Genomic DNA, 12,110 nt, shown 5'->3' on the forward strand with positions numbered 1-12,110 from the left:
GCCGTGGAAGCGACCAGGCCCACCCTCTCGCTCCTCGCCTTCCTCGGCCCGCCGATCGCCTGGGCGATCCACGTCATGGTGGTCTACCCGCTGGTCCCGTGGATCTGCAGCACCGGCCATTTCTGGCTCTTCTGGCTGGCGCATCTCGCCGCGATCGGCGCCGCTGCCGCAGCGACGCTGGTCGGCTGGCGGATCCACCATCACACGGCGCGCGACGGCGACGCGGCCACGGGCCGGGCCCATTTCCTCGCGCGCCTCGGCGTCTGGGCGGGGATCTTCTTCGTCTTCGCCATCGCCCTCGAATCGCTGCCCACCCTCCTCCTGGATCCCTGCAGATGAGAGGGCTGCCTGCGATCCTCCTCGCCCTCCTGCCGCTACCGGCGCTCGCCGACGTGCCTGCGGCGCCGCCTGCGGGGTGGAGCGAGGGCTGGAGCACGTGGCAGGCGCTGCCGCTCGTCGCCCTCTTCGCGACCCACGTGGCGGGGGCACGCAGGCAGTGGGTAGCGAGCCGCAGGGGACGCGCCACGCTCCTGCGCCGCGCAGCCTTCTTCGGCGCTGCCTGGCTCGCCCTGGCGGTGGCGGTGGTCTCGCCCCTCGACGCATGGGCGGGCCTCCTCTTCTCGGTGCACATGGTGCAGCACCTGCTGCTGGTGCTGGTGGCGGCGCCGCTCCTCGTCCTCGCCAGGCCTGCAGCTGCGCTCCTGCGTGGCCTCCCCCGCTTCGCGCGGCGTCCAGCAGCGCGGCTCCTGCGCCTCGCGCCGTTCCGCCTGGCCGTGCGCCCGCTGCCTGCCCTCGCGATCCACGGCGGCGCGGTCTGGATCTGGCACGCGCCGGCGCTCTACGAGCGGGCGCTGCAGCGCGATTTGCTCCACGCCCTCGAACACGGCTCCTTCGTCCTCTCGGGCGTGGTCTTCTTCGAAGCGATCCGCCGCGCAGGGCTCCCCGGCGGCATGGGCCATGGCGCCGCCGTGCTCTTCGTCTTCGCCGCCGCCACCCAGGCCACCATCCTCGGCGCGCTCCTCACTTTCGCCCCGGAGCCGCTCTACGCCACCCACGCCGCAGGCGCGGTCGCGCTGGGGATCCACCCCCTCGAGGATCAGCAGCTCGCCGGCCTGCTGATGTGGGTGCCGGGCAACGCCGTCTACGTCGTGCTCGCGCTCGTGCTGCTGCGGGCCTTTCTTCTCGCGGCGGAGCGACGAACCTTGCAGCGGGAGCTCGCCACGGCAGCGCTCCGGCACGTCGGGAGGAAGAGGTGAGACGCTCGACGCTGAGCCTTGCAGCAGCGCTGGCCCTTGCCGGCTGCGATCATTTCCGCGACACGCCGCCTGCGCGGCAGGTGGGTGACGCCGATCCGGAGCGCGGCGCGAAGGCGCTGGTGGCCTACGGCTGCAGCGGCTGCCACTTCGTCCCCGGGATCCGGGAGGCGACCTCGTGGGTGGCGCCGCCGCTGCACAACTACGGCGAGCGGGCCTACGTCGCCGGGGTCGTCTCCAACAACGCCGAGAACCTCGTCGCCTGGATCCGCGACCCGCAGGCGGTGAACCCGCGCACGGCGATGCCCAACCTCGGCGTCACCGAGCAGGACGCCCGCAACATCGCCGCCTACCTCTATTCCCTGCACCAGGGCAGGCAGGGGCCCCTGTGAGGCGGCTCCTCGCGTACGCCCTGCTCCTCGCCGCGTGCAGCGGGGAGCGCGAGCCGCCGGCGCCGATCGCCGGCAGGCTCGCCGGAACCGGGAGCGAGGGGCGCTACCGCTTCGAGCTCGTCCTCGATCCTCCGGCGCCGCGCCTCGGGGAGCGCTTCGCCGTGGAGACGCGGATCTACGACGCGAGCGGCGCGCCCGCCGACGCGGAGGTGCGCCTCGACGCGACCATGCCCGAGCACGGCCACGGGATGCAGACGGTGCCGTCGCACGAGCGGGTGGGGATCGGCACCTGGCGGAGCGAGGGGCTGCGCTTCCACATGCCCGGGAGCTGGGCGTTCCAGATCCACGCGAAGGGCACGGCGGCAGAGGACACCATCGATCTCCGCTTCGAGCAGCCGCCGCGATGATCCGCCTCCTCTGGCTGCTCGCCCTCGCCGCCTGCGACGCGCCGGGGCCGCCGGCGTGGAGCGAGCAGGAGCGCGCCCTGGTGGCCAGCCTCGCCGCGCCGGCCGAGCCGCCGCCGAGCCCCGGCAACGAGGTGGCGGACGATCCCCGGGCGGCACGCCTCGGCCACCGGCTCTTCTTCGATCCGGGCCTCTCGGCGAGCGGCACCGTGGCCTGCGCCAGCTGCCACCAGCCGGCGCGCCACTTCACCGACGGCTTGCGTTTCGCCCGCGGCCTCGCCGCAGGGACGCGCAACACCCCCACGATCCTCGGCGCGCCGTGGCTCCCCTTCCTCACCGCCGACGGGCGGAAGGACAGCCTCTGGTCCCAGGCCCTCGAGCCCCTCGAGCACCCGGCGGAGCAGGGGGCGCAGCGGGTGGAGATCCTCCACCGCATCGCCACCGCCCACCGGCCGGAGTGGGAAGCGGTCTTCGGTCCTCTTCCCCCGCTGGACGATGGAGCCGCGATCGATCGCGCCTTCGTCCAGGTGGGCAAGGCCCTCGAGGCCTACCAGCGCCGCCTGCGGATCCCCGCCACCGCTTTCGATCGCTACGCGGCGGCGCTGGCTGCAGGCGACGCCACCGGCGGCGGCCAGCTCTCCCCTGCGGCGATCCGCGGCCTGCGCCTCTTCGTCGGGGAGGGCCGCTGCGTCGCCTGCCACAACGGCCCGCTCCTCACCGACGGCGCCTTCCACAACCTCGGCCTGCCCCCGGGCCCCGGTGCGCTCCAGGGCCGCGCCCACGGCGCCCGCCTCCTCCGGGCCGACCCCTTCCGCTGCGAGGCCTGCGGCGAGCTTCCCTTCCTCGATCCGGCGCTGCCCGCGTTCGTCGGCGCCTTCCGCACGCCGGGCCTGCGCAACGTGTCGCGAACCGCGCCCTACATGCACGCGGGCCAGCTGCTCACCCTGGAGGAGGTGGTCGACTTCTACCGCTTCCGGCCCGGCGCCCCTGCGGTCGGCAGGCGGGACGAGATCCTGGCCTCGATTCCGCCGACCCTCTCCACCCCGGACCTCGTCGCCTTCCTCCACTCGCTCGAGGCAGCGGTCCCCGACGATCCCTGGTGGCAACCGCCGGCAGCAGCAGAGGCCCCCACCTCGGTGCTTCCCGATCCGGGAGAGCGCCCCCCATCCTCCCCCCACTCCAGGGAGGCGAAGCGATGGGAATCTTCGACGTCATCGGCCGGTGGCCGGTGATCCGCCAGATCCGCGCCGGGGATGGACAAGGGCTCGGCGCCACCGCCCACTCCGCCAGGACCCAGGCGCTCGCTCCCAGGACGCAGCGGGTCGACAGGGTGGCCCGCTCGATCTGTCCCTATTGCGCGGTGGGCTGCGCCCAGCGCGTGCACGTGCGGGACGAGAAGATCGTCGCCATCGAGCCCGATCCCGACTCGCCGATCTCCGAGGGGACCTTCTGCCCGAAGGGCGTCGCCTCGTATCAGCTCGTCACCGGCAACCACCGGGCCCGGCAGGTGCTCTACCGGCGCCCCGGCGGCACCGAGTGGGAGAAGATCCCGCTCGCCGACGCGATGGAGCTGGTGGCCCGGCGGGTAAAGCGCACCCGCGACGAGACCTGGGAGGCGGAGACCGACGAGGGCAGGCGCGTCCACCGCACCCTCGGCATCGCCCACCTCGGCGGCGCCACCCTCGATAACGAAGAGAACTACCTGATCAAGAAGCTCTTCAACGGCCTGGGGATCGTGCAGATCGAGAACCAGGCCCGCATATGACACTCCTCCACGGTCCCCGGTCTGGGGATCTCCTTCGGTCGTGGCGGCGCGACGACGTTCCAGCAGGATCTGCAGAACGCCGATTGCGTCGTGGTCATGGGCTCGAACATGGCGGAGTGCCACCCGGTGGGCTTCCGCTGGGTGATGGAGGCAAAGAAGCGCGGCGCGAGGATCTTGCACGTCGACCCGCGGTTCACACGGACGAGCGCGATGTCCTCGCTCCACGTTCCGATCCGCGCCGGCAGCGACATCGCCTTCCTCGGCGGGCTCATCCGTTACGTGATCGAGACCGAGCGCTACTTCGCGGACTACGTCAAAGCCTTCACCAACGCGGCGGTGCTGATCCACGAGGACTTCCGCGACACCGAGGATCTCGACGGGATCTTCAACGGCTGGGACGCGGATGGTGCCAGATACGACATCACCTCCTGGCAGTACGAGGGTGTGCCCGGGGTGGTGCCCGCAGCCGGGCACAAGGAGGTCTACGACCAGCCCGGCGCCGGCGAGGGCCGGCCGCAGCAGGTGCGCTTCTCGGAGGAGCAGGTCGACGAGACGCTGCAGCATCCGCGCTGCGTCTTCCAGGTGCTGCGGCGCCACTTCGCCCGCTACACCCCGGAGATGGTCGAGCAGATCTGCGGCACGCCGAAGGCGCTCTTCCTCCAGGTGGCCGAGGCGCTCTGCGAGAACTCGGGGCGCGAGCGCACCAGCGCCTTCTGCTACTCGGTGGGCTGGACCCAGCATTCGGTGGGCGTGCAGTACATCCGCGCCGCAGCGATCCTCCAGCTCCTCCTCGGCAACATCGGCAGGCCCGGCGGCGGGATCCTCGCGCTGCGAGGCCACGCGTCGATCCAGGGCTCCACCGACATCCCCACCCTCTACGATCTGCTGCCGGGCTACCTGCCCATGCCCCACGCCCGGCATGCGCAGTCGCTCGACGAATACATCCGCAACAACCAGTCGGGGTCGGGCTGGTGGAGCGAATTTCCGAAGTACGCCGTCTCGCTCCTCAAGGCCTGGTACGGCGACGCGGCGACGGAGGCGAACGACTTCGGCTTCGCCTGGCTCCCGAAGCTCACCGGCGACCACTCGCACATGGTCACGGTCACCGACATGGCCGCCGGCAGGGTGCAGGGCTATTTCGTGATGGGACAGAACCCGGTGGTGGGTTCACCCCACGGATCGCTGCAGCGCAAGGGGCTGCGCAACGCCTCGTGGGTCGTGGTCCGCGACCTCGCCCTCACCGAGACCGCCGAGTTCTGGCGCAAGGGGCCGGAGTTCGACAGCGGCGAGATCAGGCCCGAGGAGGTGGAGACCGAGGTCTTCTTCTTCCCCGCTGCGGCGCATACCGAGAAGGACGGCAGCTTCACCAACACCCAGCGGCTGCTCCAATGGCACGAGGCGGCGGTGGCGCCACCGGGCGATGCGCGGAGCGAGCTCTCCTTCGTCTTCCACCTCGGCCGCAGGCTGAAAGAACTCTACGCCGGCTCCACCGATCCGCGGGACGAGGGCTTCCTGGCGCTCACCTGGGAGTACCCGACCGAAGGCGCACACGAGGAGCCGTCGGCGCAGGCGGTCCTCGCCGAGATCAACGGCTGGCGCGTCGCCGATCGCAGCCCCGTCGGCAGCTTCAAGGAACTCGCTGCAGACGGCAGCACCGCTGCAGGCTGCTGGCTCTACACCGGCTGCTTCGCCGACGGGATCAACCAGACCAACCGCAAGAAGCCCGGCCACGAGCAGTCGTGGGTGGCGCAGGAGTGGGGCTGGGCCTGGCCCGGCGACCGGCGCCTCCTCTACAACCGCGCCTCCGCCGATCGCGACGGGAAGCCGTGGTCGGAGCGGAAGCGTTACGTCTGGTGGGACGACACGGAGCAGAAGTGGACGGGCTACGACACCCCCGACTTCCTCGCCGATCGGCCGCCCTCCTACCGGCCGCCGCCGGATGCCACGGGGCTCGCCACCATCGGCGGCGACTCGGCCTTCCTCATGCAGGCCGACGGCAAGGGCTGGCTCTTCGCACCGAGCGGCCTCGTCGACGGGCCGCTGCCCACCCACTACGAGCCGCAGGAATCGCCGATCCGCAACCTGCTCTACGGGCAGCAGTGCAACCCGGCGCGTCACGTCTTCCGGCGGAAGGACAACCCCTACCACCGGGCCTTCGACGACCCGCGCTTCCCCTACGTGCTCACCACCTTCCGGCTCACCGAGCAACACACCGCAGGCGGGATGAGCCGCTGGCTCTCGTGGCTGGTGGAGCTGCAGCCGCAGCTCTTCTGCGAAGTCTCCCCGGAGCTGGCACGGGAGCTGGGGCTGCGCAACGGCGGCTGGGCCACCATCAGCACCGCCAGGGGCAGGGTCGACTGCAGGGTGCTGGTGACACGGCGCCTGCCGTCGCTCCGGGCAGCCGGGCGGGTGATCCACCAGGTCGGGTTGCCCTACCACTGGGGCTACGTCGGCCGCTCTCGCGGCGACAGCGTCAACGACCTGCTCGGCTTCGTCGCCGATCCCAACGTCCACATCATGGAGTCGAAGGCGCTCACCTGCGACGTCCATCCCGGCAGGAGCGCCGACAAGCGTCGCGCCGCCACCAGCCAGGTGGTGGCGCCACTCGCGGAGCGCCTGCGCCTGCGCCGCGATCTTCCCGGCGTGGGGCAGCGCAGCGATCAGCCGAGCCAGGAGAGCGGCGAGGGATTCCCCCATGGCAAATGACGGGCAGCACGCTTCCCGCAAGGGCTTCTTCACCGACACCTCCATCTGCATCGGCTGCAAGGCCTGCGAGGTGGCGTGCAAGTCGTGGAACCAGCTGCCGGATGACGGCTTCCACTTCACCGGCAACTCCTACGACAACACCGGCCACCTCGGCGCCTCCACCTGGCGGCACGTCTCCTTCGTGGAGCGGCCGGTGGCGCTCTCGCAGCAGCAGTCGGGCCTCGGCAATTTCTCCTGGCTGCTCATGTCCGACGTCTGCAAACACTGCCAGCGGGCGGCCTGCCTCGAGGCCTGCCCCACCGGCGCCATCGTCCGCACCGAATTCGACAGCGTCTTCGTGCAGCCCGACGTCTGCAACGGCTGCGGCTATTGCGTGGTGGCCTGTCCCTTCGGCGTGGTGGATCGCAAGGAGGACGACGGCAGGGCGTGGAAGTGCACCCTCTGTTACGACCGCCTCCGCGACGACATGCAGCCTGCCTGCGCGCAGGTCTGCCCCACCGACTCGATCCGCTTCGGCGACGTGGAGGAGCTGCAGGCCATCGCCCGCAAGCGGGTCGAGGAGCTGCACGCCGCAGGCGTCGGCGAGGCGCGGCTCTACGGCGAGGACGCCGCCAGCCAGCCCGGGACCGAGGGGCTCAACGCCTTCTTCCTGCTGCTCGACGCGCCCGAGGTCTACAACCTGCCACCTGATCCGGTGGTGCCCACGAAGAAGGCCGGTGCGCTCTGGGGCTCGGTGGGGATGGCGGCGCTGGGCCTCGGCGCGATGGCGCTGGGCGCCGTGCTCGTGGGCCGCGGAGGATCGCGATGAAGGACGGACTCGCGCCGGAGCTCGAGGGAGACGACCCAGGCGACGGGCGCAACGTCGCCACCGATCGCACGGTGCTGGAGGGCGAAGGGGCCCAGCAGATCGTGCGGGCGCACGGGGCCAACTTCCCCGTGCCCGAGCGCGGCTTCCCCGTGGAGCACGCGCCGTCGGAGACCTTCGACCGCGAGGCGCCGACCTACCACGGCCTGCCGATGCTCAAGGATCCGGTCTGGGTCGCTTCGATCGCCGCCTATTTCTACGTGGGCGGCGTCGCCGGCTGCAGCGCGGCCCTCGCCGCCTCGGTGGATCTCGCAGGCGACGCGGGGCTGGAGCGGCTCGGGCGGCGCACCCGCTGGATCGCTGCCGGGGGCGCGATCCTCGGCACCGGGCTGCTCATCCACGATCTGGGCAGACCCGCCCGCTTCCTGCACATGCTGCGCGTCTTCCGCCCCACCTCGCCGATGAACCTCGGCGCCTGGCTCCTCGCCGCCTTCGGCGGGGCCAGCGCTGCCGGCGCCGTGCTCGGCGGGCGCGGTGCGATCGGCAGGAGCGCCACCCTGGCAGCTGGTGTGCTGGGCCCGCCGCTCGCCACCTATACCGCGGCGCTCCTCGCCAACACCGCGGTGCCGGTGTGGCAGCAGGGACGGCGCACCCTGCCCTTCCTCTTCGGCGCCTCCTCGGTGGCGAGCACCGCGGCGCTGCTCCAGCTCCTGCCGCTCGCGCGGCGGGAGGAGCGGACGGTGCGGGCCCTGGGAATCGCCGGCAAGGCGGCGGAGCTCGTCGCAGCGGAGGCGGTGGAGCGCGAGGTGGGCCAGGTCGAGCGGGCGGCGCTGCCCTTGCGGCAGGGGATCTCCGGCACGTTCTGGAAGGCTGCCAAGTTGCTCAACGCTGCGAGCCTCGCCCTCGATCTGCTGCCGACCGGGGAGCCCTGGCGGCGCAAGGCGGCGGGGGCGCTGGGCACCGCTGCGGCGCTGGCGCTGCGCTACTCGGTCTTCCGGCAGGGCAAGGCCTCCACCCACGACGTCCGGGCGACGACGGAGGTGCAGCGGGCGGGACACGGCGCCGCCGAGGTGACGGCACGCTGAGGGTCAGGCGCCGATCGCCGCGAGGAGCTGCTTGCGCTGCGCCTCGTCGGGGAGCTTGCAGCGCATCGCCGCCACGTTCTCGGCCATGTGCGCCGGCTTGCCGGTGGCGGGGATCGCGCAGGTCACCGCCGGGTTTGCCAGGATGAAGAGCAGGAAGAGCTGCGCCCAGCTCGTCGCCCCCAGCGCCGCGGCGAGGGCGGGGAGCGGCTTCGCGCGTGCCTCGCGGAGGAGCGATCCGCCCTCGAAGGGACGCATCACCAGCACGGCGATCCCGCGCTCCCGCGCCAGCGGCAGGAGGCGCTTCTCGGCGTCGCGCACGCCGACCGAATAGGGCAGCTGCACGAAGTCGAGGGGATGGGCCTTCATCAAGCGCTCCACCTCGTCGAAGGCGCCGACCTGGTAGTGGGTGATGCCGACCTGGCGGACCCGCCCCTGCTCCTTCCAGGTGCGCAGCGTGGCGAGGTGTGTCTCGACGTCGACGAGGTTGTGGACCTGCATCAGGTCGATGCGCTCGGTCCGCATCCGGCGGAAGGATTCGTTCATCTGGGCGATGCCGTCCTCCCGGCCCCGGGTCCAGACCTTGGTGGCGAGGAAGGGGGGCAGCTTCGTCCAGCCGCCCGCGGAGACGAGATCACCGACCACCGCCTCCGAGCGCCCGTACATCGGCGAGGAGTCGATGAGCCTCCCGCCCCCGTCGAAGAAGGTGCGCAGCACCTCCCGCAGCGGCGCCCGTTCCGCCTCGGCGGCGCCGACGTCGAAGGTCTGCCAGGTGCCCATGCCGACGGCGGGGAGCACCTCGCCGGTGGAGGGGATCGTGCGGGTGATCAGCGGCTGCCTCTCCTTCTTCGCCGCGAGGGCCGGCGTGGCCGCCAGCGCCGCTGCGCCTGCGGCGAGATGGAGGAAGGTGCGGCGGGAGAGCTCGATCACGGGACCACCTCCTCCGTGGCGCGAAGATGGCGACGGGCGAGAAGGAGCGCGAGGAGAAGCCCCGCGCAGGCGAAGGGTAGCGCCGCGAGGGCGGCGCCGCCTGCCCCCAGGCCGAGGGCCAGGAAGCCGCTGTTCAGCCAGCCGCTCACGGCGTCGCCCCCGCGGTAGACCACCGTGTCGATGAAGCTCTTGGCCTTGTACTTCGACGCCCGGTCCACGGTGGTGAAGAGCGTCTCGCGGGCGGGCCGCTCGATCGCGTAGTGGGCGGAGCGCCTGGCGCCGTAGAGGCCGACGGCGGGACCGAGGAAGGGCGCCACCCCGAGGGCGAGGAAGCCTGCGATGGTCAGCACCGGCTGCAGCGCGAGCCCGAAGCCGATGCCGAAGCGGGCGAGGAGGCGGCCGCTCACCGTGAGCTGGAGGCCGAGCGCGAGGAGGTTGGTGCCGAACTCGACGTAGCCGAAGAGCGCCGTGCGTCTGGCGCCGTCGGCGATCGCCCCCTCCACCAGCCCCAGGTATTGGGCGTAGAGCACCGTGGAGGTGATGGCGAAGAGCAGGGTCTGGCCGGCGATGCCGAGGAGGTAGGGCGACCGGGCCACCTCGGAGAAGCCGGCGAAGGCGCTGCCGCCCAGCACCTTCTCGCCTTTGGCCCGCTCGTGTGGGGTGCCGGCGTCGCGGGACCAGCGGGCGAGGCGTCCCGCTGCGCGGGCGGCGCCCTCGAAGAGCAGCGCCGAGAGGGGCAGGAGCCAGGCGGGGCCGATCACCGGGGCGAGGGTGGCGGCAAGGAGCGGCCCCGCCATCGCGCCGATGGTGCCGCCTGCTGCGACGAACCCGAAGAGGCGCTTGCCCTGCGCCGGGGTGAAGACGTCGGCGAGGAAGGCCCAGAAGACCGAAGTGATGAAGAGGTTGAAGACGCTCACCCAGACGAAGAAGGCGCGGGCGACGTGGACCGGGGCGGCGCCGCCGAGGAGGAGCGCGAAGAAGACGAGGAGGGAGAGCCCGCAGAGGCGGTAGAGCCAGGGCACGAAGCGCTGCCGGGGAAAGCGCGAGGCCACCGCGGCGAAGGCCGGCACCGCGATCAGGGTGGCGACGAAGGTGGCGGTGAAGAGCCAGTGGAGCTGGCGGACACCGGCGACCACCGCCATCTCGTCGCGGATCGGCTTGAGGATCGAGTAGCCGGCGAGGAGCGCGAGGAAAAAGGCGAAGGCGAGGAGGAGGCCCCGCACCTCGTGGGGCCTCGCATCGACCAGGCGCTCGATGGCGCCGCGCAGGGGAGCTCGCGTCACGGCGCCATTCTGCGCCGGGCAGGTGGGCCGGGCGCCCCCGTCTCGCGCCGGAGCGTTCGCTCCCGTGCGCTTCGCGGCGGGGGCCGTCGGGCCCCCGCGCGGCTCAGGGCAGCTTCGCCTTCTCGAAGCCGGACCAGCAGGCGTCGTAGTCGCTCTGCAGCGCCTTCGTCTCCATGGCGAAGCGCGTGGGGGCGATCACCCAGCGCGACTCGAACATGAAGGCGAGCGTGTTCTCGATCTTGTGGGGCTTCAGCTCCGCCGCCACCGCGCGCTCGTAGCTGTCGCGATCGGGGCCGTGGCCGCTCATGCAGTTGTGGAGCGAAGCGCCGCCGGGGACGAACCCGCCGCCCTCCTTGGCGTCGTAGACGCCGTGGATGAGCCCCATGAACTCGTTCATCACGTTGCGGTGGAACCAGGGCGGCCGGAAGGTGTTCTCCGCCACCATCCACCGCGGCGGGAAGATCACGAAGTCGCAGTTGGCGGTGCCCGGGAGTTCGCTGGGCGAGGTGAGCACGGTGAAGATCGACGGATCCGGGTGATCGAAGCTCACCGTGCCGATCGTGTTGAACCGGGCGAGGTCGTATTTGTACGGCGCGAGGTTGCCGTGCCACGCCACCACGTCGAGGGGCGAGTGATCGAGCTCCGTCTCCCAGAGCCGGCCCTGGAATTTCTGCACCAGGCGCACCGCACGATCGACGTCCTCGAAGGCCGCCACCGGCGCGAGGAAGTCGCGCGGGTTTGCGAGGCCGTTGGAGCCGATGGGGCCGAGGTCTGGGAGCTTGAAGAGCGCGCCGTGGTTCTCGCAGACGTAGCCCGCCGCCTTGCCGTCGGGGAGCTCCACCCGGAAGCGCACGCCGCGGGGGACGACCGCGATCTCGCCCGGCGCCACCAGCAGCCTGCCCATCTCGGTGAAGAGCAGGAGCTGTCCCGCCTGCGGCACGAGGAGGAGCTCGCCGTCGGCATCGAAGAAGACCGAGTCGGTCATCGACTGGTTGGCGGCGTAGAGGTGGATCGAGATGCCGGCGTTGGTCGCGGCGCTGCCGTTGCCGCCGAAGGTGACGAGGCCCTGGACGAAGTCGGTGGGCGCAGCCGGCATCTCCAGCGGGCTCCAGCGGAGCCGGTTCGGCGTCACCGCCCCCTCGTCGAAGGGACCGCTGCGGAGCAGGCCCTGTGCCATCGGCCGGTAGGGCAGGTGGTTGGCGCTGGGGCGCAGCCGGTAGAGCCAGGAGCGCTGGTTCTCCTTGCGGGGCGCGGTGAAGGCGGTGCCCGAGAGCTGCTCGGCGTAGAGGCCGTAGGGAACCCGCTGCGGCGAGTTCCGCCCCTCGGGCAGCGCCCCGGCGACGGCCTCCGTCGCAAACTCGTTTCCAAATCCGGACTGGTAGCTGTCGATGGCCATGGAACCTCCCGGTTGGACCGCCGCATGGGCAGACCGCTCGAAAACCCTCGCCTCATACCGCGTCGAGGCCGTCGGATCGACGGGCAGCACGCAA

The 12,110-nt window shown here is 71.8% G+C and carries 11 protein-coding genes; 8 read left to right on the forward strand and 3 right to left on the reverse strand.

The window, feature by feature from the left end; all coding sequences use genetic code 11:
• Positions 1-3: 3 nt before the first annotated feature.
• Genes ACESMR_RS13110 through nrfD form a run of 8 tightly spaced genes read left to right on the forward strand, consistent with a single transcriptional unit; the run spans position 4 to position 8,410 of the window.
• Positions 4-339, forward strand: a complete 336-nt coding sequence (locus ACESMR_RS13110) for a hypothetical protein (protein WP_373047529.1) — start codon at positions 4-6, stop codon at positions 337-339.
• Positions 336-1,256 (forward strand): cytochrome c oxidase assembly protein, encoded by a 921-nt coding sequence (locus tag ACESMR_RS13115; protein ID WP_373047530.1) that lies wholly within the window; start codon positions 336-338, stop codon positions 1,254-1,256. The genes ACESMR_RS13110 and ACESMR_RS13115 overlap by 4 nt, the downstream gene beginning before the upstream one ends.
• Positions 1,253-1,645, forward strand: coding sequence for a c-type cytochrome (locus ACESMR_RS13120; RefSeq protein WP_373047531.1), 393 nt, complete (start codon positions 1,253-1,255; stop codon positions 1,643-1,645). The genes ACESMR_RS13115 and ACESMR_RS13120 overlap by 4 nt, the downstream gene beginning before the upstream one ends.
• Positions 1,642-2,052: a FixH family protein gene (locus tag ACESMR_RS13125; protein ID WP_373047532.1), complete on the forward strand. Its 411-nt coding sequence runs from the start codon at positions 1,642-1,644 to the stop codon at positions 2,050-2,052. Before ACESMR_RS13120 ends, ACESMR_RS13125 begins: the two co-directional genes overlap by 4 nt.
• Positions 2,049-3,281: a cytochrome-c peroxidase gene (locus ACESMR_RS13130; RefSeq protein ID WP_373047533.1), complete on the forward strand. Its 1,233-nt coding sequence runs from the start codon at positions 2,049-2,051 to the stop codon at positions 3,279-3,281. Before ACESMR_RS13125 ends, ACESMR_RS13130 begins: the two co-directional genes overlap by 4 nt.
• Positions 3,245-6,520, forward strand: a complete 3,276-nt coding sequence (gene fdh / locus ACESMR_RS13135) for a formate dehydrogenase (protein WP_373047534.1) — start codon at positions 3,245-3,247, stop codon at positions 6,518-6,520. The genes ACESMR_RS13130 and fdh overlap by 37 nt, the downstream gene beginning before the upstream one ends.
• A complete protein-coding gene (locus tag ACESMR_RS13140; protein WP_373047535.1) occupies positions 6,510-7,328 on the forward strand; it encodes a 4Fe-4S dicluster domain-containing protein in 819 nt (272 codons plus the stop codon). The genes fdh and ACESMR_RS13140 overlap by 11 nt, the downstream gene beginning before the upstream one ends.
• Entirely contained in the window at positions 7,325-8,410 is a 1,086-nt protein-coding gene (nrfD, locus tag ACESMR_RS13145) for an NrfD/PsrC family molybdoenzyme membrane anchor subunit (protein ID WP_373047536.1), read from the forward strand. The genes ACESMR_RS13140 and nrfD overlap by 4 nt, the downstream gene beginning before the upstream one ends.
• Before the next feature lie 3 nt (positions 8,411-8,413).
• Here the strand turns inward: nrfD and ACESMR_RS13150 are convergent, their stop codons facing one another.
• The 3 genes from ACESMR_RS13150 to hmgA all read right to left on the reverse strand — a co-directional run bounded on the left by ACESMR_RS13150 (position 8,414) and on the right by hmgA (position 12,016).
• A complete protein-coding gene (locus ACESMR_RS13150; protein ID WP_373047537.1) occupies positions 8,414-9,337 on the reverse strand; it encodes an aldo/keto reductase in 924 nt (307 codons plus the stop codon).
• A complete protein-coding gene (locus ACESMR_RS13155; protein WP_373047538.1) occupies positions 9,334-10,620 on the reverse strand; it encodes an NTP/NDP exchange transporter in 1,287 nt (428 codons plus the stop codon). The genes ACESMR_RS13150 and ACESMR_RS13155 overlap by 4 nt, the downstream gene beginning before the upstream one ends.
• 103 nt (positions 10,621-10,723) lie before the next feature.
• The gene (gene hmgA, locus ACESMR_RS13160; protein ID WP_373047539.1) at positions 10,724-12,016 is read right to left on the reverse strand and encodes a homogentisate 1,2-dioxygenase; all 1,293 of its coding nucleotides are present in this window, start codon (positions 12,014-12,016) and stop codon (positions 10,724-10,726) included.
• Between the last annotated feature and the right edge of the window lie 94 nt (positions 12,017-12,110).

Origin of the sequence: Vulgatibacter sp. (genome assembly GCF_041687135.1) — a bacterium.
Classification (GTDB): Bacteria; Myxococcota; Myxococcia; order Myxococcales; family Vulgatibacteraceae; genus JAWLCN01.

What these genes read in the sequence shown, in the direction of transcription:
- ACESMR_RS13115 (WP_373047530.1), top strand. Translation starts at nt 336, where the DNA reads ATGAGAGGGCTGCCTGCGATCCTCCTCGCCCTCCTGCCGCTACCGGCG.
- hmgA (WP_373047539.1), bottom strand. Translation starts at nt 12,016, where the DNA reads ATGGCCATCGACAGCTACCAGTCCGGATTTGGAAACGAGTTTGCGACG.
- nrfD (WP_373047536.1), top strand. Translation starts at nt 7,325, where the DNA reads ATGAAGGACGGACTCGCGCCGGAGCTCGAGGGAGACGACCCAGGCGAC.
- ACESMR_RS13140 (WP_373047535.1), top strand. Translation starts at nt 6,510, where the DNA reads ATGGCAAATGACGGGCAGCACGCTTCCCGCAAGGGCTTCTTCACCGAC.
- ACESMR_RS13130 (WP_373047533.1), top strand. Translation starts at nt 2,049, where the DNA reads ATGATCCGCCTCCTCTGGCTGCTCGCCCTCGCCGCCTGCGACGCGCCG.